The 23,411-nt window shown below is 68.4% G+C and carries 23 protein-coding genes; 7 read left to right on the forward strand and 16 right to left on the reverse strand.

Going from position 1 to position 23,411, the window contains the following annotated elements; translation table 11 throughout:
* The first annotated feature begins 6 nt into the window (after nt 1-6).
* The 4 genes from ACQCVD_RS12395 (at nt 7) to ACQCVD_RS12410 (ending at nt 3,190) form a co-directional block, all read left to right on the forward strand.
* Nucleotides 7-957 carry an ABC transporter substrate-binding protein gene (locus ACQCVD_RS12395; protein ID WP_426824076.1) on the forward strand — a complete coding sequence of 317 codons (951 nt, stop codon included), beginning with the start codon at nt 7-9 and terminating at the stop codon, nt 955-957.
* 105 nt (nt 958-1,062) lie between these two features.
* The gene (locus ACQCVD_RS12400) at nt 1,063-1,302 is read left to right on the forward strand and encodes a hypothetical protein (RefSeq protein WP_426824077.1); all 240 of its coding nucleotides are present in this window, start codon (nt 1,063-1,065) and stop codon (nt 1,300-1,302) included.
* Between the two features lie 193 nt (nt 1,303-1,495).
* Entirely contained in the window at nt 1,496-2,419 is a 924-nt protein-coding gene (locus tag ACQCVD_RS12405) for an amino acid ABC transporter permease (protein ID WP_426824078.1), read from the forward strand.
* Nucleotides 2,420-2,422: 3 nt separating this feature from the next.
* Nucleotides 2,423-3,190: an amino acid ABC transporter ATP-binding protein gene (locus tag ACQCVD_RS12410; RefSeq protein ID WP_426824079.1), complete on the forward strand. Its 768-nt coding sequence runs from the start codon at nt 2,423-2,425 to the stop codon at nt 3,188-3,190.
* Between the two features lie 87 nt (nt 3,191-3,277).
* Here the strand turns inward: ACQCVD_RS12410 and ACQCVD_RS12415 are convergent, their stop codons facing one another.
* Entirely contained in the window at nt 3,278-4,768 is a 1,491-nt protein-coding gene (locus ACQCVD_RS12415) for an MFS transporter (protein ID WP_426824080.1), read from the reverse strand.
* 54 nt (nt 4,769-4,822) lie between these two features.
* Between ACQCVD_RS12415 and ACQCVD_RS12420 the strand changes: the two genes are divergently transcribed.
* A complete protein-coding gene (locus ACQCVD_RS12420; RefSeq protein ID WP_426824081.1) occupies nt 4,823-5,296 on the forward strand; it encodes a MarR family winged helix-turn-helix transcriptional regulator in 474 nt (157 codons plus the stop codon).
* Nucleotides 5,297-5,325: 29 nt separating this feature from the next.
* On the opposite strand, the gene ACQCVD_RS12425 is transcribed toward ACQCVD_RS12420, so the two are convergent.
* The 11 genes from ACQCVD_RS12425 to ACQCVD_RS12475 form a co-directional block, all read right to left on the reverse strand.
* On the reverse strand, nt 5,326-6,075 hold the full coding sequence (locus ACQCVD_RS12425) for a sulfite exporter TauE/SafE family protein (RefSeq protein WP_426824082.1): 750 nt from the start codon (nt 6,073-6,075) through the stop codon (nt 5,326-5,328).
* Between the two features lie 46 nt (nt 6,076-6,121).
* On the reverse strand, nt 6,122-6,607 hold the full coding sequence (gene coaD, locus ACQCVD_RS12430) for a pantetheine-phosphate adenylyltransferase (RefSeq protein WP_426824083.1): 486 nt from the start codon (nt 6,605-6,607) through the stop codon (nt 6,122-6,124).
* Nucleotides 6,604-7,191, reverse strand: coding sequence for a 16S rRNA (guanine(966)-N(2))-methyltransferase RsmD (gene rsmD / locus ACQCVD_RS12435; RefSeq protein ID WP_426824084.1), 588 nt, complete (start codon nt 7,189-7,191; stop codon nt 6,604-6,606). The genes coaD and rsmD overlap by 4 nt, the downstream gene beginning before the upstream one ends.
* A 5-nt stretch (nt 7,192-7,196) precedes the next feature.
* Nucleotides 7,197-7,409 carry an acetyl-CoA carboxylase biotin carboxyl carrier protein subunit gene (locus ACQCVD_RS12440; RefSeq protein WP_426824085.1) on the reverse strand — a complete coding sequence of 71 codons (213 nt, stop codon included), beginning with the start codon at nt 7,407-7,409 and terminating at the stop codon, nt 7,197-7,199.
* 43 nt (nt 7,410-7,452) lie between these two features.
* A complete protein-coding gene (locus tag ACQCVD_RS12445; protein ID WP_426824087.1) occupies nt 7,453-9,582 on the reverse strand; it encodes an ATP-dependent DNA helicase RecG in 2,130 nt (709 codons plus the stop codon).
* 4 nt (nt 9,583-9,586) lie between these two features.
* Nucleotides 9,587-11,143, reverse strand: a complete 1,557-nt coding sequence (locus ACQCVD_RS12450) for a DAK2 domain-containing protein (RefSeq protein WP_426824088.1) — start codon at nt 11,141-11,143, stop codon at nt 9,587-9,589.
* An 11-nt stretch (nt 11,144-11,154) separates the two neighbouring features.
* Nucleotides 11,155-11,826 carry a uracil-DNA glycosylase gene (locus ACQCVD_RS12455; RefSeq protein ID WP_426824089.1) on the reverse strand — a complete coding sequence of 224 codons (672 nt, stop codon included), beginning with the start codon at nt 11,824-11,826 and terminating at the stop codon, nt 11,155-11,157.
* Between the two features lie 44 nt (nt 11,827-11,870).
* Entirely contained in the window at nt 11,871-13,343 is a 1,473-nt protein-coding gene (locus tag ACQCVD_RS12460; RefSeq protein ID WP_426824090.1) for an alpha/beta fold hydrolase, read from the reverse strand.
* Nucleotides 13,344-13,823: 480 nt separating this feature from the next.
* Complete coding sequence (locus tag ACQCVD_RS12465; protein ID WP_426824091.1) at nt 13,824-14,459, reverse strand: response regulator; 636 nt, start codon at nt 14,457-14,459, stop codon at nt 13,824-13,826.
* 15 nt (nt 14,460-14,474) lie between these two features.
* Entirely contained in the window at nt 14,475-15,599 is a 1,125-nt protein-coding gene (locus ACQCVD_RS12470) for a sensor histidine kinase (protein WP_426824092.1), read from the reverse strand.
* A 155-nt stretch (nt 15,600-15,754) separates the two neighbouring features.
* A complete protein-coding gene (locus tag ACQCVD_RS12475) occupies nt 15,755-16,708 on the reverse strand; it encodes a thiamine-phosphate kinase (RefSeq protein ID WP_426824093.1) in 954 nt (317 codons plus the stop codon).
* A 41-nt stretch (nt 16,709-16,749) separates the two neighbouring features.
* Here ACQCVD_RS12475 and ACQCVD_RS12480 point away from each other — a divergent pair, with 41 nt between their 5' ends.
* On the forward strand, nt 16,750-17,715 hold the full coding sequence (locus ACQCVD_RS12480) for a DUF3515 domain-containing protein (protein ID WP_426824094.1): 966 nt from the start codon (nt 16,750-16,752) through the stop codon (nt 17,713-17,715).
* A gap of 209 nt (nt 17,716-17,924) precedes the next feature.
* On the opposite strand, the gene ACQCVD_RS12485 is transcribed toward ACQCVD_RS12480, so the two are convergent.
* Nucleotides 17,925-19,007: a D-alanine--D-alanine ligase family protein gene (locus tag ACQCVD_RS12485; RefSeq protein WP_426824095.1), complete on the reverse strand. Its 1,083-nt coding sequence runs from the start codon at nt 19,005-19,007 to the stop codon at nt 17,925-17,927.
* Between the two features lie 58 nt (nt 19,008-19,065).
* A complete protein-coding gene (locus tag ACQCVD_RS12490) occupies nt 19,066-20,046 on the reverse strand; it encodes an NAD(P)H-dependent glycerol-3-phosphate dehydrogenase (protein ID WP_426824111.1) in 981 nt (326 codons plus the stop codon).
* A 205-nt stretch (nt 20,047-20,251) separates the two neighbouring features.
* Between ACQCVD_RS12490 and ACQCVD_RS12495 the strand changes: the two genes are divergently transcribed.
* Complete coding sequence (locus ACQCVD_RS12495) at nt 20,252-21,250, forward strand: bifunctional NUDIX hydrolase/histidine phosphatase family protein (RefSeq protein ID WP_426824096.1); 999 nt, start codon at nt 20,252-20,254, stop codon at nt 21,248-21,250.
* A gap of 66 nt (nt 21,251-21,316) precedes the next feature.
* Here ACQCVD_RS12495 and leuD read toward each other — a convergent pair whose 3' ends face one another.
* Together leuD and leuC are read right to left on the reverse strand one after the other, a co-directional pair.
* The gene (gene leuD / locus ACQCVD_RS12500) at nt 21,317-21,916 is read right to left on the reverse strand and encodes a 3-isopropylmalate dehydratase small subunit (RefSeq protein WP_426824097.1); all 600 of its coding nucleotides are present in this window, start codon (nt 21,914-21,916) and stop codon (nt 21,317-21,319) included.
* A gap of 13 nt (nt 21,917-21,929) precedes the next feature.
* Nucleotides 21,930-23,375 (reverse strand): 3-isopropylmalate dehydratase large subunit, encoded by a 1,446-nt coding sequence (leuC, locus tag ACQCVD_RS12505; protein WP_426824098.1) that lies wholly within the window; start codon nt 23,373-23,375, stop codon nt 21,930-21,932.
* Between the last annotated feature and the right edge of the window lie 36 nt (nt 23,376-23,411).

A 23,411-nucleotide genomic window follows, 5' to 3' on the forward strand; every position in this document is an offset into this window, starting at 1 on the left:
TTTCCCATGCATCGATCCCTCTCCCGTCTCCGGCGAATATCCTCCCGCGCCGTGCCGGTGGCGGCCATCCTCGCCACTACCACGCTGCTCGCCTCCTGCGTCACCAACGAGGAGCAGGGCAACCCCGACGGTTGGGAGCCGGTCGTGCCGGCGGAGGTTCCGGAGCTGGCCGCTCTGGTCCCCGACGACATCGCCGCCAAGGGGCATCTGACGATGGGCACCAACCCGCCCTTCGCCCCCTTCGAGTTCAAGGATTCCCAGGGCAACATCATCGGCATGGAGGTCGACATGGGCCGGGCCCTGGCCGGCGTCCTCGGCCTGGACCTGCGCCCCGTGGAACAGGACTTCGCCATGATCCTGCCCGCCGTCTCCTCCGGCACCATCGATTTCGGCGGCTCCGGCTTCACGGACACGGACGAACGCCGGGAGAACTACGACTTCGTCAACTCGCTCTACGCGGGCATCCAGTGGGCGCAGCAACCCGGTGACAACATCGACCCGGACAACGCCTGTGGTTTGACCGTGGCCGTCCAGCGCACCACCGTCTCCGAGACCGACGACGTACGGCCGAAGTCGCAGGAGTGCATCGAAGAAGGCAAGGAGCCCATCGAGGTGCTCGCCTACGACACCTCGGACAACGCCGCCACGGCCCTCGTCCTGGGCCGGGCCGACGCCTTCTCCGCCGACTCCCCGATCACCGCCTGGGCCATCGAGCGTTCCGACGGCCGCATGGAGACCACCGGCGAGATCTTCCAGGCCGCGCCCTACGGCTTCGCCGTGAACAAGAACTCCGAACTAGGCTACGCCCTCGCGCAGGCGATGCAGCATCTGATCGACACCGGTGCCTATACCGAGGTGCTCGCACAGTGGAACATCACTGACGGCCTGCTGGACCGGGCGCTCATCAATGAAGAACCCGTGCCGGCGGCCGAAGACTACCTGGCCCCGGCGCAGTAGCTCCGCTGCGGCGCCAGGCTCGGCTCCATTGTCTTCTCCACCTCCCATCAGAAACCTGCCGCACCGCGCCGCATCTTCCCCACCCTGACCACCGCCGTTGCTCTCATGCTCGTGGTACCGACCGCCCCGCCCAGCCGGTGCCCCGTCTCCTCCCAGCCTGCCCCGCACCTTCCGGAGATGGAGCCGTCCAGCCCACTCGCCGAGGAGCATCTGGCCGCGCTCACCGAAACTCTCGGCGGCAGCGGCAACCCGCAGGAGGACCTGCGGCTGGCACTGCCGGCGGGCCCGGTGATCGGTGTGGCATTGGTGACCGCTGTAGGCACGGTCATCAACCACGTTGTGTGAGCCGCCTGTGGCTCCGGCGGACTCCTCTACTAAAGTGACGTAGGCAGAATCCGCCCCGCAGCCGGCCAGTCACCGGCGATCCGTAGCACCCGCTGCCCCGCAACCGGTGCTGTGCGGATATCCCGGATCCGCCTTCCGCCGCGGATCTGGCGGGCCCGTCTTGAAGTTCCCTGTCGTGGAAGGACCACTCCCCATGAGCTCACCGGCTCCCATCAAGGCCAGGCCGCTGCCCCATCCGGGCCGCTGGATCGCGGCCGCCATCATCCTGGCACTGTTCGCCTGGTTCGTCATCGGCGCTCTGACCAACGAGGCCTACGGTTGGGACACCTACCGCGCCTATCTCTTCGACACCCGCATCGCCACCGCGGCGCTGCACACCCTGGCGCTGACGGTGCTGGCGATGCTCATCGGCGTGGTGCTCGGCGCGATCATGGCCGTGATGCGGATGTCGCCCAACCCGGTGCTCCAGGGGGTGGCGTGGGTCTTCCTCTGGGTCTTCCGGGGTACCCCGGTGTATGTCCAGCTGGTGTTCTGGGGTCTGCTCGGGTCCCTGTATCAGTCCATCAACGTCGGATTCGCCGAGTTCGACCTGCAGGGACTGCTGTCCAACATGTTCTTCCTCGCCGTGATCGGCCTGGGGCTCAACGAGGCCGCCTACATGGCGGAGATCGTCCGCTCCGGCATCCAATCCGTGCCCGAGGGCCAGTTGGAGGCGTCCAAGGCGCTCGGCATGGGCTGGTGGATGACGATGCGGCGCACCGTGATGCCGCAGGCGATGCGCATCATCATCCCGCCGACCGGCAACGAGCTGATCTCGATGCTCAAGACCACCTCACTGGTGGTCGCGGTCCCCTACTCACTGGAGCTCTACGGCCGGTCCATGGACATCGCCAACGCGCTGTTCGATCCGGTGCCGATGCTGCTCGTGGCGGCCACCTGGTACCTGGCCATCACCTCCCTGCTGATGGTCGGCCAGCACTACCTGGAGAAGTACTACGAGCGCGGCGCCACCCGGGAACTGACCGGCCGCCAGCTGGCTGCCCTGGCGGACGCCGAGGGTGCACTGCCCGGCAACGTCACCGTCATCCCCGACAACGACACCCGGAAGGGGTACTAAGCCATGTCCACCCCCATGATCGAGGCCCAGCAGGTCCACAAGAGTTTCGGCCAGCTCCACGTCCTCAAGGGAATTGACCTGACCGTCCAACCGGGTCAGGTCACCTGTCTGATCGGCCCCTCCGGCTCCGGAAAATCCACGATGCTGCGGTGCATCAACCACCTGGAGAAGATCACCGCCGGCCGCCTCTACGTGGACGGCGAGCTGATCGGTTACCGGGAAAAGGAGGGCGTGCTCTACGAGATCTCCGAGAAGGAGGCTGCCCGCCAGCGCGCCGATATCGGCATGGTGTTCCAGTCCTTCAACCTCTTCCCCCACCGGACCGTGCTGGACAACATCATTGAGGCTCCCGTGCACGTCAAGGGCCAGCACCCGAAGGAGGCCACCGCGAAGGCCCGGGAACTGCTGGAGCAGGTGGGTCTGGCCCACAAGGCGGAGGCCTACCCTGTCCAGCTCTCCGGCGGCCAGCAGCAGCGGGTGGCCATCGCCCGCGCAGTGGCCATGGAACCGAAGCTGATGCTCTTCGATGAGCCCACCTCCGCACTGGACCCCGAACTGGTCGGTGAGGTGCTGCGCGTCATGAAGCAGCTGGCCGACGACGGCATGACGATGGTCGTGGTCACCCACGAGATGGGCTTCGCCAAGGAGGTCGCCGATGAGGTGGTCTTCATGGCCGACGGCATGGTCGTGGAATCCGGGGCGCCGGCAGCGGTCCTGGAAAACCCCCGGGAACCACGCACCCGGGAGTTCCTGTCGAACCTGCTGAGCTGATTCTTCCCGGCACCACCGCGACGGCCCGCCGAGGACGCTTCTGGCGTCTCGACGGGCCGTCGTGGTGTTTTCTCAGGGGTGGGCGGATCAGCGCGGTGCTGCGCTGGTAACCACCGGCGTGGCCTGCTCCGGAATGGCGAAGGCGATCACCGCGGCCACCAGGGCACTGCCGCAACCGATCAGCAGGGCGACCAGGAACCCACCCTGGGAGGGCACGCCGTCAGTGACCATGACCGCGAGCACCGCACCCACCACCGCAGCGGAGATGGTGGTTCCCAGCGAACGCATCAGGGCGTTGAAACCGTTCGCGGAGGCCTTCTCCGTGGCCGGCACCGCCGACATGATGAGCGCCGGCATGGAACCGTAGGCAAGCCCGATGCCGCAGCCCACTACGAGCCCGGAGAGCGACAGCAGAACCAGAGTGGTCACGATCACGGCCGCCGACGCGTCCTGCCCTGGCGCACGGTCACCCACGGTAAGCAGCACCACGGCGGCGAGAGCGTAGCCGACCGCGATGACGACGCCGGCCAGGGCCAGGGTGACCCGGGGGCCACGGGTCGCGCTGATCGCTGCCCCACGCCGGGAGATCAGCATCATGCCCAGCCCCATCGGGGCCAGCCACAGTCCCATCTGCAGCATCGTCTGGCCCAGGCCGTAGCCGAGCTCGACGGGCAGTTGCAGCACCTGGGGCAGAATCAGATTCATCGCGTACATGGTGAAGCCGATCAGCACGGAGGCGATGTTGGTCAGCAGCACTACCGGCTGGGCCGCGGTCCGCAGGTCCACCAACGGCGCGCGTCGCGACAGCTCCCAGCTGCCCCAGAGCAGCAGCACGATCACGGCACCGGCGGCGCAGCCGATGGTGACCGGCGAGCCCCAGCCCCAGTCCGCCCCCTTGGAGATGGCCAGCAACAGCGCGATCAGGCCCAGCGACAACCCGAACGCCCCGAAATAGTCGAAGCGGGTACGGGTGGTGGCGGTGCGCAGGGACGGGATGCCGAACCAGATGGCCAGCAGCGCCATCGCGGCGGCCGCTGCGATCACCCAGAAAAGGACGCGCCAGTTGGCGAACTGGGCCACGGCGGCCGCCACGGGCAGGCCGAGCGCACCACCGATGCCCATCGAGGAACTCATCAGCGCGATCGCTGAGCCGGCCCGCTCCCTGGGGAGGAGGTCGTGGATGAGGGAGATCCCCAGTGGGATCAGGCCGGAGGCCAGTCCCTGGAGCCCACGCCCCAGGATCATAGGCAGCACGTCGGTGGAGACCGCACAGATCACAGAACCGACCAGGAACGGGGCCAGGGCCACGAGCATCATCGGCTTCTTGCCGTATATGTCCGCCAGTCGGCCGGCCACCGGTGTGGAGACAGCTCCGGTCAACAAGGTGACCGTGATGATCCACGAGGCGGTGGCCGGAGACGTGCCGAAGATGTCCGGGAGTGCGCCGATGATCGGGACCACCAGCGTCTGGGCCAGGGAGACCGTGATGCCGGTGCCCGCGAGGATTCCCACGATCAGTCGGGGTGGCGGCGAAACCGCCGGTTCCCCCGTGTTGCGGGGGGTGTCAGCTAAAACCATACGTGCATAGTACACATGATGTGTATTATGCACATACTATGGCAGGATGGGTGCATGCCCAAGGACTCCTTCACCGCCCTGGAATACGAGAGCATGATCTTCGGCCGGCACCTGCACGCCTATACCGGCCGCGCCGGTAATTCCCCTGGCACGCTCGACCAGAGCGCCTACGTGCTCCTCACCCTCCTGCAGGTCGAGGGCCCGTCCAGCATCAGTGAACTCGGCCAGGTGACGGGACTGGACGCCTCCACCCTGAACCGGCAGACCAGGGCGCTGGTCACCAAGGGCTTCGCCGAACGCATCCCGGACCCCGGGGGCGGTCTGGCCCGGAAGTTCCGCGCCTCCGAGACCGGGATCGCGTTGCTCGACGAGGAACGTTCAGCCAGCACCCGGAACCTGGCCGGGGTCCTGGCTGACTGGGACGAGGACGAGGTGGACACTTTCGTCGCCTACCTGGTGCGGATGAACCGGGCAGTGGAAGAACGCACCGGTCGGCGGTGGCCCCGACCGCGGCAGCAGCGTCCCTGAGGCCCGGGTTCCGCGGGAAGCCGGACGGATCACCCGGTCACCAGTCCGCCCAGTCCCCGGACCAGCGCGACAACCGCGCCGGCGGTGGCCAGGATCAACGCGAGACGGCGGGCCCGGTGCTTCGCCACCCGACGCGTGAGGATCCCGCCGAGGCTGATGCCCGCCACCATTCCGAGCACCCCGAGCGGCCACACCCACCCGTCCGTGTGCTGGAAGGTCGCTGCCCCGGTGAGTAGTTTCACCGTCACCGACAGCAGGCCAGCCACCAGGAAAATCGGTTGCAGCGTCGCGGAGAAGGAGTTCTGTTCCCAGCGGCTCGCCTGCGCGTAGACGGTCATGGCCGGCCCGGCGATCCCGGCGAGGGTGTTCATGAAGCCGCCGGCCACGCCCGCGAGCAGGGCCGGCCCTCTACCCTGTAGCTGCGGTATGTGGCCGGCGAAGAAGGTGACCACGGCGAGTGCGACCAGGAGCGTGGCCCCGACGATCACCTGGAGCAGGGACGCGGACACCACGGTGATCAGCAGAGCCCCGGGAACGGCACCGAAGATCAGCATGGCCCCGATCAGGGCGAACTTGCGCCAGTCGATCCCCGCCCGCACTGTCCAGGTGAGCAGGGCTGCGTTGAGCACGGCCAGCAGGTTGACCACCAGGATCCCCTCCACCGGCCCCATCACCACGGAGAGCACGGGCCCGGCCACGAGCCCGAGTCCCAGGCCCGACACCCGCTGCAGGCAGGAGCCGATGAGGATGACGAGAACCACGGCAGTCAGGGAGAGCACGGCTACAGCCTAGCTGCGCCCCGGCCACCCAGCGGCTCAGCTCTCGCTAGGGCCGCTGCCGGCGGTACTTTTCCTGCACCGCGGCGGCGACGGTTTCCGGGAGCAGGCCCGAGACGTCGCCGCCGTACCTGGCTACTTCCTTGCACAGACTGGAGGAGACGTAGCCGTATTTTTCGTCGGTGAGCAGGAAGAAGGTGTCCACCCCGGTCAACCGGCGGTTCATCTGCGCCATGGGCAGTTCGTACTCGTAGTCCAGGGAGCTGCGCAGTCCCTTGACCAGGGCCCCGATCTCGTGCGCGGAGGTGTAGTCGACCAGCAACCCGCCCCAGTTGTCCACGCGGAGGTTCGGGATGTCGGAGGTGACCTCCCGGATCAGGTCCTTGCGCTCAGCCACGCTGAACAGTCCCGTCTGCTTGGCGGGGTTCCCGGTCACCAGCACCACGACCTCCTCGAAGTGGGCGGCGGCCCGGGCGAAGATGTCCAGGTGCCCCATGGTCACCGGGTCGAAACTGCCCGGGCAGACTGCCTTCATTCCTGCTCCCCGCTGTTTTCGTGGTAGACGGCCATGTCCATGCGGGCCCTGCCGTAAACGCGTTTCTTCAGCTTCTGGGTCGTCGGGGTGAACTGCGCCGGCCAGTCGGTCTCCGGCGAGTGCACGTGCCGCTCCACCACCACGGCCGCCCCGTCGACCAGGGCGGGGATGAGGGCCTCGAGCATCTCCCGGACGGATTCGTCCGCGAGTTCATAGGGCGGATCGATCAGCGCCATGTCAAAATACTGCCGCGGCGCCTGGGCCAGGTAGGTCGACGCCTTCATCTCGGCGAGCTGTGTGCGGGGGTGCCGGACCACCGCCATGTTCGCCCGGATGATGTTGGCCGCCCCCGCGTTGTTCTCCACGAGCACCACTTCCTCGGCACCGCGGGAGGCGGCCTCCAGGCCGAGCGCCCCGGAACCGGCGAAGAGATCGAGCACGCGGGCGCCCTCAAAGCCGAAGCGGACCTGCAGGGAGGAGAACAACCCCTCCCGGGCGCGGTCGCTGGTCGGTCGGGTACCTGCCTCGGGCACCCCGATCTTGCGGCCCCGGGCCTCCCCCGCGATGATGCGTGTCTTACCCATCTGATTCACCCCTCGTTCAGTTCCAGCAGTTCTTCGCCGCCCACCACATCCGCGAAATCCTCGCGGTGCAGGTGGGCGACCACTCCCGGGCCCGGTGCAAACACCGGGGCCTCCAGTTTGACGGCTTCGACGACGGCCAGTTCCTCACCGGTGTCCACCCGGGCACCGGCTGCCACCCGATAGTGCACGATCCCGGCGAACGGTGCGCAGATCTTCATGGGTTCCAGCTTAACGCAGCCGCGTTCCCCGCCTCCGCACCACTCAGCTCTTCTCCAGGTACTCCTGGTTGTCGACGGCGATGTCAGTGACCAGAACCTCCGCCAGACCACGGTCGTCGGCGACCAGCTGCGCGGCATCGGCGTTCGCCTGTTCAATCAGTTTCAGATCCCGGGTAAAGGACAACAACTTGACCTTCCGTTCAGCGCCGGACTGCCGGGTACCCAGGACGTCGCCTTCCTGACGGGTGAGCAGGTCCAGCTCGGCGAGCTCGAAGCCGTCCGAGGTGCGCGCCACGGCGTCCAGCCGCGCCAGGGACGGGCTCATCGGGTCGTCGAGCAACGTGTGGAACAGGCAGAGGGACTCGTGGCCGCCACGCCCCACCCGGCCACGCAGCTGGTGCAGCTGTGAGACCCCGAAGTTCTCCGCCTCGCGGATCAGCATCACGGTGGCGTTGGGCACGTCGACCCCGACCTCGATCACCGTCGTGGCGACCAGCACGTCAATGCCCCCGGCGGCGAAGTCCGCCATCACGGCGTCCTTGTCCTCACCGCTCATCCGACCGTGCAGCAGGCCGACGCTCAGATCCGGGAAGGTGTAGGTGCGCAGCATCTCGTGGACGGCGAGCACCCCGCCCTCGTTGTCGATGCGGGGGCAGACCACGTAGGCCTGGTGGCCCGCGGCCACTTCCTCGGCGATCCGTTCCCACGCGCGGCCCATCCATTTCGGCCTGACCACCTCGGGCACCAGGGCGGACTGGATGGGCTTGCGCCCACCCGGCAGCTCCCGGAGGGTGGACACGGCCAGGTCCCCGAACACCGTCATGGCGATGGTCCGCGGGATCGGGGTCGCGGTCATCACCAGCAGATGCGGGGTCATCTCGTCCCGGCCCTTGCCCCGGAGCCGGTCGCGCTGTTCCACTCCGAAACGGTGCTGCTCATCCACGACCACCAGCCCGAGGTCGAAGAATTCCACGGTGTCCTGGATCAACGCGTGGGTGCCCACCACGATGTCGGCCTGGCCGGAGACGATGTCCAGCAGGGCCTGCCGTCTGGTGGCCACGCTCATCGATCCGGTCAGCACCACCACCGAGGCCGGCACCCCGGCGGCACCCAGGATGGCGGTCAGGGACCGGGCGTGCTGGACCGCCAGCACCTCGGTGGGGGCGAGCATGGCGCACTGCCGGCCCGCGTCGACGGCCTGGAGCATTCCCAGCAGCGCCACGATCGTCTTGCCCGAACCGACCTCGCCCTGCAGCAGGCGGCTCATCGGGATCGTCCCGGTCAGGTCGGCGGCGATCTCCCCGACCACCTGCCGCTGCCCGGCAGTCAGGGGGAAGGGCAGATTGGCCCGGAGCCGGGCCTGCTGGCCGTCGGCGAGGGGTTGGCAGACCGGAGCCCGGCGGTGCTCGGTGTCGGCGCGGCGCAGCGCCATGACGATGGCCAGGCTGAGTGCCTCGTTGTATTTCATGCGCTCGCGGGCCGGTCCCGGGCCGTCGGGGCCGGGTTCATGGATCCCCCGGACCGCGTCATCGAAGCTGACCAGTCCCTCCGGGGTGAAACCGAGGGGCTCCTCCACCTTCGGCAGCGTGGCCAGCACCTGGTGGATGGCGCCCATCAGCCGCCAGGAGGTCATGCCCTTCTTCGCCGGGTAGACCGCCAGATAGTCCCGTTCGGCGAGCATGGTGTCCACGTCCTCGGCCCCGCCGTAGGCGGCCAGATTGCGCAGACCACCGGTGGCCACCTTCTTCTTCGTCTCGCCCGGCGCGCTGAGCAGCAGGTAGTCGGGGTGGGTGATCTGCGGTTGGTCGCGGAAATAGCCGAGCTTTCCGGAGAACATGGCACGCACCCCGCGCACGAGCTGCTTGGCGGGGAAGGCCGCCTGGAAGAAGGTGGCACCCAGAGTGTTGCGGCCGTCGGAGATGACGATCTTGTGCATGAGCTTGCCGTTTTTGGTGCGCGAGGTCTGTGCCCACGTCACTTCCCCCACGCAGGTGACCATGTCCCCCTCGGCGGCGTCCTCGACGTTGACGCCGGAGCCGTGCCGGGAGTAATCGCGGGCGTAGTGCTCCAGCAGCTCGGCGGCCGTGGTGAACCCGAAGGCCTTCTGGATCGCCCTGGCTTCCTTGGCCGGCAGAATATCCGCCAGTTTCCGTTCGTCCCGCCATCCCAGCATGCGCTCACTCCACCCCGATCTCGGCCAGCTGTTCCATTCCTTCCGCAGGATAGATGATGACCTCGACATCACGGCCCGCGCGTCCCAGCCGGGAGCGCAGTGCCGCCGGGGTCAGCTCTTCGACGACTTCGGGGGTGGCCAGCACGGTGACCTGCTCTCCCCCGCCCTCCAGCAGGCGGCGGGCGGTGTCGGCCAGGGCCTCGGTGATCTCCTCGGCCACCAGGATGATCTCCCCCATGGCCGTGGCGATGATATCGCCCTTGGCGCAGGGCCCGGCCTGGGTCAGCGCGGCCTTGCCCGCCCGGTCCAGCACGGCGGTGCGCATCGCGCCGGCCGCCTCCGCCATGGCGTAGGCGGCCACTCCGAGCGGGGCGTCGGGGTCGTGGACGGCCAGGGCGGCGATCCCGCTGACCAGCCGGCCGGTGGGCACCAGCATCATGGTCTGCTCGAAGGCGTGTCCGGCCTTTTCCACCGACACCAGCTCGCGTCGGCTCAGCAGGCCGTTGGGCAGCAGGATGACCTCTGCCGCGCCGCTCCGGCGGATCTGCGCGACGATCTCGGAGACGGTGTCCCTCCCCGGGGTGACCACCACGGCTCCGGCCTCCCGGTACAGCTCGGCGATCGATCCGTCCGGCGTCACCGCCACCACCACCCGGGGCGGCGGGGCCACCTGCGGGGCCTCCGGCAGCACCTCGAGACGCAGATCGCTGACCTCGCCGGCGGCGAAGGCCGCCTCGATGACTGCCCCCGGCTGGGCGGAATGGATGTGAATGGTCCCGGCCGTGTCACTGGCCCGGGCGATCAGGAGGCTGTCCCCCAGGGGCGCCAGGGTCCGCTCGACCTCGGTCAGGTCCGCCGCCGTGAGATAGAACATCACTTCCAGCGGGAGCACCCGGCCGTGACTTTCCATGCCGGTCGGTGCGCTGGGGGCATCGTCCCCCTCGATCTCGGCAAGGAGCGCCTCCAGCAGCACCACGAAGCCCTGGCCGCCGGCGTCCACCACGCCCGCCTCCCGCAGCACATCCAACTGTGAGGGTGTCTTGGCCAGGGCGCTGCGTGCGGCCCGCACCGCAGCTTCGACGACCGCGTGCAGATCCCCCTCCGTGTCCCGGGCGGCGATCGCCGAGGCCCGCATGACGGTGATGACGGTGCCTTCCACCGGTTCGGAGATCGCGGCGTCCACCAGGTTCACCGCGATCGCCAGGGCGTCGCTTATCGACGCCGCGCCCACGTTGCCGTCCACCGCCGCCTGCGCGATGGCGCGCAGGACCTGGGAGAGCACCACACCGGAGTTGCCGCGGGCCCCGCGCACCGACCCGACGGCCAGCGCCTCGGCCACCCGGACGACGCTGTCACGGCCGGGGTCCCCGGCGGCGTCGAGCTTGTCCGCCTCCGCGAGCGCCGCCTCCATGGTGTGGGCCATGTTCGAGCCGGTGTCCGCGTCCGGTACCGGAAAGACGTTCAGCGCATTGATCTCGGCGCGGCGGGCCGAGAGTTCGGCGACCGCGCGAGACGCCCAGTTGTGCAGCCCGGTGCCGTCGAGCTCGAGGGGAAAGGACATGGCTCCGAATTCTACAGTCGCCAGTCCACCGGCTCTGCGCCCCGGGTGGTCAGGTACTCGTTGGCGCGGGAGAACGGCCGGGACCCGAAGAAGCCGCGGCTGGCCGAGAGCGGCGAGGGGTGCGGGGACTCGATGCACGGGGTGTCCCCCAGGAACCTGCGGGTCGCCTGCGCGTCCCGGCCCCAGAGAATCGCCACCAGGGGAAGATCCCGCTCGGCCAAGGCGCGGATGGCGCACTCCGTGACCTCCTCCCAGCCTTTTCCGCGGTGGGAGGCGGCCTTGCCCGGGCGGACCGTGAGTACCCGGTTCAGCAGTGCGACGCCCTGCCGGGACCAGGCGGTCAGATCGCCGTCGGTGGGTGCGGGAATACCCAGGTCGGAGCTCAACTCCTTGAAGATGTTGCCCAGGCTGCGCGGCAGTGGGCGCACCCCCGGGGTGGTGGAGAAGCTCAGTCCCATGGCGTGCCCCGGCGTGGGGTACGGATCCTGGCCGATGATCAACACCTTGACCTCGTCAAAGGGGTAGGTGAACGCGCGCAGCACGTCCGTGCCGGCCGGCAGGTAGCCGTGACCGTTCTCATTTTCGGCCCGGAGGAAGTCACCGAGACGGTGGATCTGTTCCGCGACCGGTTCCAGCACCGGTTGCCAGCTGGGGTGGACGGGAAGTTCTTGGAGCTCACTCATGGGCACCGATTCTAAGCCACTTCCGGCCCCCGCTGGTGGCACCGCTAGCTCAGGTAGGCGGTGACCTCGTCCGTCACGGTGGCGGTGTCGCCGACCAGCACCCCGTGGCTCCATCCCTCGAGCACGATCTGCTCGCCGCCCATGGTGTGCTGGACCTCATCGATGGCCTCGCCGGTCACGGCGTTGTCGCCGCTGTAGCCCAGAAGCAGCGGTTCTTCCGCGAGTTCCGCGCCGCTGAGGTCGCGGGCGGGGGTGGGCAACGGCCACCCGGCGCAGACCTGTCCGGAGGCGAGGTTGTTCTCGATCAGGCCGATGACGTCGCCGCCGGTGAAGGCGTCCGCGAGCTGTGGCGCCACCAGGTCATGGCGGACCTCGTTGCGGTTCTCATTGCAGACGATGGCCAGTTCCACCATCGGCATGGCCAGGATCTGCCGGCTCAGCCCCTCCAGTTCGGCGTCGTCGGTCGGGATCGCCGCCGGGTCCTCCGCCGGGATGCCGTCGCGCAACCAGCCAGCTGTCTGCGGCCAGGAACTCTCGTCATAGAGGGCACCGTAGATGGTGGCCGTGAACGTCGGCGAGGCCGCCGTCAGGCCGGATTTTCCGGTGCTCAGCGCCTGCCAGGCGCTGGTGGCCCGCCAGGCGGGCTCCAGGACCTGGTTCAGGTGCGGCAGGAGCGCGTCCGAGTGCTCCGCCAGCCCGGCGGGCAGATCGCCGACCCGGGCCGCCGGCGGGGCCACCTCGGCGGCCACGCCGACTTCCTCGTTCACCCGGTCCGACCACCGCTGGTACACCTGCAACGGCGTGGTGCCCAGGTGGTACTCGTCATCGCGGTCCGCGATCCAGCTGAAGTAGGCGTCCAGGGCCGCCCGCCGGTCATCGAGCCGGGAGGCCCCGAGGTTGAACCACCGGTCCGAGGGCGCGACGCTGGAATCGAGGATCATCTTCGCGGTGCGCTCCGGGAAGGCGGTGGCGTACGTCGACATCAGGGCGCCGCCGTAGGACAGGCCGTAGAGGTTGAGCTGCTCCTGCCCCAGGACCTGCCGGGCGACGTCCAGGTCGCGGGCGGTGTTCTCCGTGGTGATCGTGCCGACCAGCCCCGGATCTGCCAGCTCGCACGCCTGATGCACGGCGCCCGCGCCGAACTGGGCGGTCAGCAGTCCCGGCACTCCCTCCACGGTGCAGTCCAGGTCCCCGGCCCAGGCATGGCCCCGCGGTTGCACGGCCACGAGATCGTACTGGCGGCGGACCTGTTCCGGGAACAGCACCTTGCCGTCGTCCGTGCCGGCGGCGAGGTCGGCGTCGCCGGCGAACATTCCCAGGGCGCTGCCACCCGGTCCGCCCGGGTTCCCGGCGATCACGCCCCGGTACTCCGCCCTAGACCCCGTGGCCGGAAGTTTGCTCATGGTGATGTCGATGGTGCCGGCCGAGGGATCGGCGTAATCGCGGGGAACCGGGAACTGGGCGCACAGGGCACCGTCGTCGGTGGCGGAACCCGCCGGGCAGGTGTCCCACTGCACTTCCTGCTACGTGGGCGCGGCAGTGGCCGCGGGGACGGTGAGCAGGGCGGCTGCGGTCACCGCACTGAGAAGGGTGGCACCGGAGGCGAAACGACGTGTGGCAATGGACATGGAGGTATCAGGTATTCCTTTCTGCTCCCGGTTCCGGGAGGGTGGGACGGGTGTTCTCGCACGGGTTTTCGTTCGCCACGGCGCAGGAGGCTGGCGGCGGGCACGGCAGCCACCGGACGGTGACCGGCCGTCGGGTGCCCCTCCGGTGCCTCCGGTGCCGTAGTCCGGGCACCGTCCCCGGACCGGACCGTCCTTGGCCCCGGTGCGGGCGTGTTCCGGAACCCTGCTGAGCTGCTGACATGGCCCCGGCGGGCCACGGCGGCGACGGACCTGCGGCAAAAGTAATGCTAATCCGATGCCGGGTACCCACCTACCGGGCGGCGGGTGTCCACCTGGATCCGGGGTGTCCTTTAGTACCCTCCCGACCAGTCAGTGCTCCCGGGTGGCCACCACCAGTTCCAGCCGGCTCTTGACGTCATAGCGTCGCATCAGCCGCGCCACCGACTTCTTCACGGTGGTTTCCGCGACCCCGAGTTCGCGGGCGATCTCCGCGTTGCTCCGACCGGTCTGCAGGAGCGCCAGCACCCGTTGTTCGCTCCCCGGCAGCGCCACGGTCGCCGGCCCGAAACAGTTGGTGACGTACTTGCGGAGCGATGTCGCGGACTGCGGCGAAATGGTGGTCCCGCCCGCCGCGGCGGTGCGGACCGCCCCCACGATCTCCTCCGGCCGTGCGCTCTTGAGCACGAAGCCGAAGGCACCGGCGCTGAGCATGCCGAGCATCGCCCGGTCATCGTCGAAGGTGGTCAGTCCGACCACCCGGCTCTGCAGTGCCCGGTCGGACATCTCCTGGGTCAGGCCGATGCCGTCCAGTCGGGGCATCCGCACGTCGCTGAGCACGACGTCGACGGCCACCCGCTCCAGCACGGCGAGTGCCTCCAGTCCGTCACCGGCCGTCGCGATGACCGTGATCTCCGGGTGCTGCTGCAGATACGTCGTCACCGTCTCCCGGAAGAACTGCTCGTCATCGACCACCAGCACCGAAATCGCCGGTTGTGCGCCACTCATCAACGGTTCATCTCCTTATCTCGTGTCCGCGGGCATGGTCAGCGTGACACTCCAGGAGTCCGGTGTCACCTGGAAGTCGGCGTCCCCGCCGACGGTCCGCATCCTGGCGGTGATGCTGCCCATCCCCAACCCGCCGTTGCCGGGCACTGCTTTCGCAGCGGCGGGGGCACGGGCGTTGCGCACGGTCACGGTGAGCCATTCATCTTCTTCCCGCACCAGGATCCGGACCTTCGCGCCGGTCGGGGCGTGTTTGACCAGATTCGAGGTCACCTCGTTGAAGGCGAGGGCGAACGCGATCTCCACCTCCCGGCGCAACCGGCGCAGCGGATCCACCTCCCGACATGAGATCCGGTACCCTGCCGCCTCGAGCAGTTCCACCGCGGTGCGCACGGACGCCCCCACCGTCGAGGTGTTCCACGCACCGAGGGCACCATCGGCGTCGCCCGACTGGTCCTGCACGAGGTGATCCACCAGCTGCCGTAGGTCATCCAGGGCGGTGCGGCCGGAGTCGGAGATCGCGTCGAGTTTCCGCCGGATCTCCGGATCCCCCACCTCCAGCCGGGCCAGCTCCGCCTGCATCGCCATCACGGTCAGCGAGCGGGCCAGGCTGTCGTGGAGGTAGTGTGCGATGTTGGTCTGCAGGCTGCGCTGTAGTTCCTGCTGGGCGTGCTGCAGGTGGCGGCGTTCCCCCAGCATCCGCAGCCGGATCCGGCCGACCACCACCGCGGTGCCGAAGCACAGCGATTCGACGGCGATCGCCATCAGCAGATCGCGTGGGAAACCGTCGATCGTGAGGTAGTAGGCGAGGACCAGAAATTCCGTCACCAGGATGGCGGCAATGGCCGGTCGGCGGCGGGCCACCGCGAACTCGACCGCGAGATAGATGAGGAAACCGCTGAGGAGGAAGTAGTCGGCGATGCCGGCCGCCCACAAACCGGCGGCGATCGCCAACGGCACCACCGCGAGTGGTGGCGCATACTTCAGCAGCACGAGCACGCTGTAGAACACCGCGAGCGACAGCATGCTCCCGAACGTCGCCGTATCGAAGCCGATCAGGGACAGAACCCAGATCACGAGACCGACGAGCAGTTCCGCCCCGCCGTTGATGGCCCCCAGCCGGAAGTCTCTGATTCCCCGCACCTGCACCTGCCCCTGTGTCCCGCCCGTGAATGCCTGGCCCAGTACGCCGCAGCCACGATGTCGACCACATATCCTAAGGTACGGGCGGGATACCGCCGGGGGCGGCCCCGGAGCGAGGGTGTACTTTAGTGCCCCGTTCGCGGAGAACGGGACGGCTAGAAACTCACCCAGCCGGTGCCGTATTCCGGTGGGGTGCCGTCGATGGTGACACCGCTGCCGCGCAGCACCCTGCCGATCGGCCGGAAACCGGAGGGGACATCCTCCGCCGTCGTGGCCATCAGCGTATGGTCCTCACCGCCGGTGAGCACCCACTCCCACGGATCGATGCCGAGAAGTTCCCCGGCCTTGACCATCAGGTGGTGCGGGGCGATCGCGTCCCGGTGCAGGTCAATGTTCACCCCGGAGCGCTTCGCCATGGTGGTCAGGTCAACGATGAGGCCGTCGGAGTTGTCCGTCATCGCGGTGGCTCCCGTCGCCCGGGCGATCATGCCGCGGCCCGGGGCCAGGTGCGGGGTACGGTGGGCGGCCACCAGTTCGGTGAATTCAGCCGGAACGTCCCGCCCGTAACGCTGCAGCAGGGCCAGGCCGGCCGCCGAATCACCGATCCGGCCGCTGACCACCACCCGCTGCCCCACCTTGGCCCGGTTCAGGGTCAACTCCGGCAGCGAACCGCCCAGCGAGCCGATGGCGGTCACCGAGACCACCAGCTTGTCGCCGGCGGTGAGATCACCACCGACGAGCTCCGCGGAGAACTGGTCCAGCCGCCCGGCGACGCCGCGGGCCAGTCCCCGCAGCACGTCCAGCGGCGTGTGCGGTGGTGCAGAGATGGCCAGTAACGCGGCGACCGGCCGGGCCCCCATGGCCTGAATATCCGCGAAATTCTGGACGATGGCCTTGTGACCGACCTCCTCCGGGGAGGACCACTCCAGGTTGAAATGTCTGCCCTCGATCAACATGTCGACCGTGGCCACCGCCCGGGAGTTGGGCGTGGCGTGACTGAGCACGGCGGCGTCGTCACCGTTGCGGGTGGACGGGGCGACCGCGAGTATCTCGGCGATGGCCGCGTGTTCGCCAACCTCCCCGATCGTTGGTCCAGCACTGGTGGACACAGATTCCTTCCTTCCCGCCGCCACAGATAGGCTGTGTGGACATGAGAGCCAACAACTCCCCCCAATTTAACCGCACCCCGATTTTCATCGCCCTTGGGCTGGCTTTGTTGCTGGTGCTCGGCGTGCTCGGGGGCGCCCGTTGGGTCGCCGGCCAGTCCAGCCAGGGGCCGGTGCAGATGGCGGAGCTGCCCGGCGGAAACGCGGACCACCCGGCCTGCGCTCCGCTGCTCGAGGAGCTGCCCGAGGAGGTGGCCGGCTTCCAGCGCGCCGAAGTGGCTGAACCAGCGCCGGCCGGGGCGGCTGCCTGGGTGGCGGGAGAAGCCGATGAACTGACGCTGCGCTGTGGCGTGGACCTGCCCTTCCAGTACACCGCCCTCTCGGAAACCACCGAGGTGGACGGTACCGAGTGGCTGCACGTGGTCGATCCCTCGACCGGCGACGCCCTGCAGACCTGGTACACCGTCAACCGCTCCCCGGCCGTGGCCGTCACGGTCTATCAGATTGATCCGGAAACCTCGGATGCCGGAGCGGCCCCCGCCGAGGACCTCGCCGAGGCAATGGCCACCCTGCCCGAGGAGCGCCAGGAACCGAATCCGGCTCCCCTGGCAGGCCTCGAGTCCGCCGCTGACGCGAACGCCCGCTGCGGGGACCTGATGGGCAACCTGCCGGAGAGCTTCGGCACCGATCCGGAATACCGCCGTATCTCAACCGCCGACACCGGGCTGCCGGCCGACACCACGGCCGCCTGGGGCGCCCCGGGCGTGGAGCCGGTGGTGCTCCGGTGTGGCGTGACCCCACCCGAGAACTATGAGGTGGGCATCCGGCTCAACCAGATCAATGAGATCCCCTGGTTCGAGGACACCACCCTGGCCAACGGCACCACCTCCTCAACCTGGTTCGCCCTCGGCCGTGACACCGATATCGCCGTGAGCGTGCCGCAGGCTTCGGGTAACTCCGCAGTGGTGACGCTGGGCGATGCGATTGCCGAGCACACCGGGGAGCAGTGACCTGGCGGTGTAACCGCCGGCTCACGGATGGCGCCCCCGGGAATCCCAGGTTCCCGGGGGCGCTGCTACGTCTCCTCCGGACGGGCGGAGGAGCGAAGCGGATCTGACTCTGCCTCCGGGGCGCCGAATCCCGCCACAGGTCCGGCGTCTCCCCTGCTCAGCCGCACCGGACAACCCCTCCGGGCAACCCTTCGGACGGACTCAGGTCCCTAACGGTGAATGGTCAGCCCCCGCTGCACCAGAGTGTCCAGGAGATCCGCGTAGCTCAGCCCGGAAGCGGCGAACACCTGCGGGTACATGGAGATCGGGGTGAAACCCGGCATGGTGTTGATCTCGTTGAGCACGGGGCCGGCCGCGGTGACGAAGAAGTCCACGCGCGCCAGTCCCTCGCAGTTCAACGCCCGGAATGCCGTGACAGCCAGGTCCTGCAGCTGTTGCGTCAGTTCGGGGCCGAAGGGAGCGGGCACGGTGGCGGTGACCACGTCATCCAGGTACTTCGTCTCGAAGCCGTAGAAACCCTCCTCGGAGTTCCCGGTGTTTTCCAGTCGGGCCGGCACCGAAGCCACCACTCGCCCATCCGGGTACTCCACCACACCGACCTCCACCTCGGCGCCCACGAGTTCCGCCTCGACGATCACCTTGGAGTCATGCTGCCGGGCCAGTTCGACTGCCCCGGCAAGTTCCGCCCAGGTGTCGACCTTCGAGATGCCGATCGAGGAACCACCGCGGGCGGGTTTGACAAACACGGGCAGCCCCAGCCGCTCACGGTCGTCTTCCCCCAGTTCACGGCCGTCGCGCAGCACCACTTCATCGGTGACGGGCAACCCCACCGCGACCATCAGCTTCTTGGTGAACTCCTTGTCCATTCCGGCCGCGGAGGAGAGTACCCCCGTACCCACGTAGGGGACGCCCGAAAGCTCGAACAGCCCCTGAATGGTGCCGTCCTCACCGAAGGTGCCGTGCAGGACGGGGAAAATCACGTCCGCGGTCGCGTGCACCGTGCCGTCAGCCAGGTAGAACTGGCCGCGGGTCTCCGGGGACACCGACAGGCGCAGCTCTTCGCGCTGCTCGACGACCGGGAGCACGCGGTCGACGGTCCGCAGTTTCTCCGGGTCGGGCTCCCCGACCGTCCAGGTACCCGCCTCGGTGATGCCGACCGGGATGACCTCGTATTTCTCCGGGTTCAGGTGACTCATCACGGCACCTGCGGAGACACAGGAGACAGAGTGCTCGGGGCTGCGGCCACCGTAGATGACGGCTACCCGGGTTCGCTGCGAATCGGTGTTGCTCACAACCCGGCAGCTTACCGGTTCCGGCTCCCGGATCCGGGAGCCGCCCCGGCCGTCCGGGTTATTCCGCCTTCTTGGAGCGCCCCATCAGTGCACGAACCATCGGTTCCACGGCCATGCCTTCGTGGCACACCGCGTAGACGGCCTGGGTGATCGGCATCTCCACCTGGTTCTCCCGGGCCAGCTGCCAGATCGAGCTGGAGGAGATCACGCCCTCGGCGACCTGGCCGTGGGTGGCCTTCTTCGCCTCCTCCAGGGTGCCGCCCTCTCCCAACCGCACGCCGAAGCTGCGGTTGCGTGAGAGCGTGGACGTGCAGGTGGCCACCAGGTCACCCAGTCCCGCGAGGCCGGCGAAGGTGCGTTCCTCCGCCCCCAGGGCCACCCCCAACCGCGTGATCTCCGCCAGGCCCCGGGTGATCACCGTGGCCAGGGTGTTGTCGCCCAGCCCCCGGCCGGCCGCCATGCCGCACGCCAGGGCGATGACGTTCTTGCAGGCACCCCCGACCTCGGCGCCGACGACGTCGGTGTTGGTGTAGGGCCGCAGGTAGGAGGTGGACACGGCCGCCTGCACCAGTTTGGCCCGGTTCTCGTCACGGCCGGCGATGACGGTGGCGGCCGGCTGCTCCTCCGCGATCTCCCGGGCCAGGTTCGGCCCGGAGAGCACGACGACGCGGTCGGGATCCACCCCGGTCAGCTCCGCGATGACCTCGCTCATGCGCAGGTGCGTCTGCCGTTCCACGCCCTTGGAGATGGACACCAGGGTCGCATCCGGGGGCAGGAGCTCCCGCCAGGCCTCGAGGTTCTCCCGCATCGTCTGCGAGGGCACCGCGAACACCACGATCTCCGCATGGGTCAGGGCAGCGGCGGCGTCGGTGGTGGCGGTGATGGCTTCCGGCAGGGCGATCCCCGCCAGGTAGTCGGCGTTTTCCCGGGTCGTGGCGATCGCTTCGGCAAGTTCCGCACGGCGGGCCCACAGGGTCACCCGGTTACCGGCGTCAGCGAACACCTTCGCCAACGTCGTTCCCCAGGATCCTGCCCCCATCACTGAAACGTTGACCACGACTGTCCGCCCTCCACCGGATTGACCTGCACGACTAACTCAGAAGGGATTGTACGGAAAACCCCTCCCGGCGTTGAGCGCGGGGTTGCTCCTGCCCCGCTCGCCGACGCCGCGGTGCAACGCTCCCCGTGGGTTGCCGCGGTGTCGCGCGGTGCACGGACCGGGATTGTGCGCGAAGATGGACATCATGGCAAAGGCTACGCACGAAACGGACAAGGACAACGACTGCGGTCTGGCGGTGACCGGCCGACACCAGGTCATTCCCGTCGACCCTGCCGGCGAATTCAGGAAGACCACGCTGGCGGCGGGAGCGGTGTTGTGGCGCGGCGACGTGGCTGATCCGGCAACCGTGGAGGTGGCGGTTATTCACCGCCCGTCCTATGACGACTGGTCCCTGGCCAAGGGCAAGGTCGACCCCGGCGAATCGCTGCCGACCACGGCTGCCCGCGAAATCCTCGAGGAAACCGGCTACGAGATCCAGCTGGGCAAGCTGCTGGGTAAGGTGCACTACCCCGTGATGGGGCGCACCAAGGTGGTCTACTACTGGACCGGCAAGGTGCTGGGCGGGCAGTTCACCCCCAATGAAGAGGTAGACGAACTGCGGTGGACCTCCATCGAGGAGGCCAAGGAATTGCTCAGCTACGGGGTCGACCGCGCCGTGTTGGACAAGGCCGCCAAACGTTTCACCCTGCCCGCCACCAGCCGCATCCTCTACGTCCGTCACGGTCGGGCCCACCAGCGCCGCAACTGGGAGGGCGATGACAACATCCGCCCGCTGGACAAGAAGGGGCGTCGTCAGTCGGAGATGCTGGTGCCGATGCTGCTGCCCTTCAAGCCGGAGCGGATCTACTCGGCGCTCCCCGACCGGTGCCAGGCCACCGCCGCTCCCCTGGCCGACGAACTCAACCTGGACGTCGAGGTGGATCTGCTCTTCGGCGATGACGGCTGGCTGGAGCACATGACGGCTGCCCAGCGCCGGTTCACCGAGGTCATTGCTGAAGGCGGGGTGTCCGTGGTGGTCGGACAGGGCACCGTCATCCCGGACATGATCGCCTGGCTCTCCGCCAGGGGACGGCTACCGCTGGAGGAGATCAAGGCGAAGAAGGGCAGTGCCTGGGTGCTCAGCTTCACCGACGGTGAACTGACCGGGGCGGATTACCTGGCCAGTCCCCTGCCGGTGAAGTGACCGCACGACCGCAGGGGCGGCCATCCGGTCCTGGCTCTCCGGACAACCAGGGGCCGAGACGGGAACCTAGCTGTCGGCGCCGATCGTCGGTTTGAACGCCGGACGTGTTTTCTCGTAGGCGGTGATCTCCTCCTCGTGGCGCAGGGTCAGGCCGATGTCATCGAGCCCTTCCATCAGGCGCCAGCGGGTGTAGTCGTCCACGTCGAAGGTGTAGGTGTTCGTGCCCGCGGTGACGGTGCGCGACTCCAGGTCGACCGTCAGCTCCAGGCCGGGCTCCTGCTCCATCTGCTTCCACAGCAGTTCAATGTCGGCCTGATCCAGCTGCGCGGCCAACAGGCCGGACTTGCCGGAGTTGCCGCGGAAGATATCGGCGAAGCGGGAGGCGAAGACCACCTTGAAGCCGTAGTCCATCAGTGCCCAGACGGCGTGCTCCCGCGAGGAGCCGGTGCCGAAGTCGGGCCCCGCAACCAGGATCGAGCCGTTGGTGTAGGTGGCCTGGTTGAGAATGAAGTCCGGATCATTCTTCCGCCACTGGGCGAAGAGGGCGTCCTCGAATCCGGTCCGGGTGACCCGCTTGAGGTAGACGGCGGGGATGATCTGGTCGGTGTCGACATTCGACCGGGTCAGCGGCACGCCGACACCGGTGTGGGTGGTGAACTTTTCCACTTGTCTTCGCTCCTTAGTTGCTGGCGGCCAGGTCGGCCGGGGACGACAGGGTGCCGCGGACCGCGGTGGCGGCGGCGACGGCCGGGGACACCAGGTGGGTGCGCCCGCCCGGGCCCTGCCGGCCCTCGAAGTTGCGGTTGGAGGTGGAGGCGGAACGCTCGCCCGACTTGAGCTGGTCCGGGTTCATGCCCAGGCACATCGAGCAGCCTGCGGTACGCCACTCGGCCCCGGCCTCGATGAAGACCCGGTCCAGCCCCTCCTTCTCCGCCTGCTCCTTGACCATGGTGGAACTGGGGACGACCATCATCCGCAGATTGTCGGCGACCTTGCGGCCCTTGAGGATCTCGGCCGCGATCTGCAGGTCCTCGATCCGGGCGTTGGTGCACGACCCCAGGAACACGGTGTCGATGGCGATCTCGCGCAGCGGGGTGCCCGGCGTCAGGTCCATGTAGGTCAGCGCCTTTTCGGCCGCCGCCTTGTCGTTGTCGTTGGTGAAGTCCTCCGGATCGGGCACGCTGGCGCTCAGCGGCAGCCCCTGCCCCGGGTTGGTGCCCCAGGTGATGAACGGGGTCAGCGCGGATCCGTCGATCTCGACGACGGTGTCGAACTCCGCGCCGTCGTCGGTGGCCAGCGTCCTCCAGTACTCCACCGCGGCGTCCCAGTCGGCGCCCTTCGGGGCGAACTCGCGGCCCGCGACGTAGTCGAAGGTGGTCTCGTCCGGGGCGATCATGCCGGCCCGGGCGCCGGCCTCGATGGACATGTTGCAGATGGTCATCCGGGCTTCCATGGACAGCTTCCGGATGGCCTCGCCGCGGTACTCGATGATGTGGCCCTGGCCGCCGCCGGTGCCGATCTTGGCGATGATCGCCAGGATCAGGTCCTTGGCGGACACGCCGTCCTGCAGCTCCCCGGAGACCTCGATGGCCATGGTCTTGAAGGGCTTGAGCGACAGCGTCTGGGTGGCCATGACGTGCTCGACCTCGGAGGTGCCGATGCCCATCGCGATGGATCCGAAGGCGCCGTGGGTGGAGGTGTGGGAGTCACCGCAGACGATGGTCATGCCCGGCTGGGTGGCCCCCAGCTGCGGGCCGACCGTGTGGACGATGCCCTGCTTGACATCGCCCATGGGATGCAGCCGGACGCCGAACTCCGCGCAGTTCTTGCGCAGGGTCTCCACCTGCAGCCGCGAGACCTGGTCATTGATCTCCAGCAGGCTGCCGGTCTTGATCCCCTCGGTGGGCACGTTGTGGTCCTCGGTGGCCAGGTGCAGGTCGGGCCGGCGGATCGTGCGGCCGGCCTGACGCAGACCATCGAAGGCCTGGGGGCTGGTCACCTCGTGCAGCAGCTGCAGGTCGATGTAGAGCAGGTCGGGTTCGCCGCCCTCACCCTTGGACACGACGTGGTCGTTCCACACCTTTTCCGCCAGGGTGAGCTTCTGGGACTGTTCAGGCGCTGTCATGGGGAGTCACCTCTTTCTGTCCGTTCCGCGGGAAAC

It is taken from the genome of Corynebacterium halotolerans, assembly GCF_050107895.1.
GTDB lineage: Bacteria > Actinomycetota > Actinomycetes > Mycobacteriales > Mycobacteriaceae > Corynebacterium > Corynebacterium halotolerans_B.

What these genes read in the sequence shown, in the direction of transcription:
- ACQCVD_RS12480 (WP_426824094.1), top strand. Translation starts at nt 16,750, where the DNA reads ATGAGAGCCAACAACTCCCCCCAATTTAACCGCACCCCGATTTTCATC.
- ACQCVD_RS12455 (WP_426824089.1), bottom strand. Translation starts at nt 11,826, where the DNA reads ATGAGTGAGCTCCAAGAACTTCCCGTCCACCCCAGCTGGCAACCGGTG.
- ACQCVD_RS12420 (WP_426824081.1), top strand. Translation starts at nt 4,823, where the DNA reads ATGCCCAAGGACTCCTTCACCGCCCTGGAATACGAGAGCATGATCTTC.
- ACQCVD_RS12440 (WP_426824085.1), bottom strand. Translation starts at nt 7,409, where the DNA reads ATGAAGATCTGCGCACCGTTCGCCGGGATCGTGCACTATCGGGTGGCA.
- ACQCVD_RS12495 (WP_426824096.1), top strand. Translation starts at nt 20,252, where the DNA reads ATGGCAAAGGCTACGCACGAAACGGACAAGGACAACGACTGCGGTCTG.
- coaD (WP_426824083.1), bottom strand. Translation starts at nt 6,607, where the DNA reads ATGAAGGCAGTCTGCCCGGGCAGTTTCGACCCGGTGACCATGGGGCAC.
- ACQCVD_RS12395 (WP_426824076.1), top strand. Translation starts at nt 7, where the DNA reads ATGCATCGATCCCTCTCCCGTCTCCGGCGAATATCCTCCCGCGCCGTG.
- ACQCVD_RS12490 (WP_426824111.1), bottom strand. Translation starts at nt 20,046, where the DNA reads ATGGGGGCAGGATCCTGGGGAACGACGTTGGCGAAGGTGTTCGCTGAC.
- ACQCVD_RS12450 (WP_426824088.1), bottom strand. Translation starts at nt 11,143, where the DNA reads ATGTCCTTTCCCCTCGAGCTCGACGGCACCGGGCTGCACAACTGGGCG.
- ACQCVD_RS12465 (WP_426824091.1), bottom strand. Translation starts at nt 14,459, where the DNA reads ATGAGTGGCGCACAACCGGCGATTTCGGTGCTGGTGGTCGATGACGAG.
- rsmD (WP_426824084.1), bottom strand. Translation starts at nt 7,191, where the DNA reads ATGGGTAAGACACGCATCATCGCGGGGGAGGCCCGGGGCCGCAAGATC.
- ACQCVD_RS12415 (WP_426824080.1), bottom strand. Translation starts at nt 4,768, where the DNA reads ATGGTTTTAGCTGACACCCCCCGCAACACGGGGGAACCGGCGGTTTCG.
- ACQCVD_RS12410 (WP_426824079.1), top strand. Translation starts at nt 2,423, where the DNA reads ATGTCCACCCCCATGATCGAGGCCCAGCAGGTCCACAAGAGTTTCGGC.
- leuC (WP_426824098.1), bottom strand. Translation starts at nt 23,375, where the DNA reads ATGACAGCGCCTGAACAGTCCCAGAAGCTCACCCTGGCGGAAAAGGTG.
- ACQCVD_RS12405 (WP_426824078.1), top strand. Translation starts at nt 1,496, where the DNA reads ATGAGCTCACCGGCTCCCATCAAGGCCAGGCCGCTGCCCCATCCGGGC.
- ACQCVD_RS12445 (WP_426824087.1), bottom strand. Translation starts at nt 9,582, where the DNA reads ATGCTGGGATGGCGGGACGAACGGAAACTGGCGGATATTCTGCCGGCC.
- ACQCVD_RS12400 (WP_426824077.1), top strand. Translation starts at nt 1,063, where the DNA reads ATGCTCGTGGTACCGACCGCCCCGCCCAGCCGGTGCCCCGTCTCCTCC.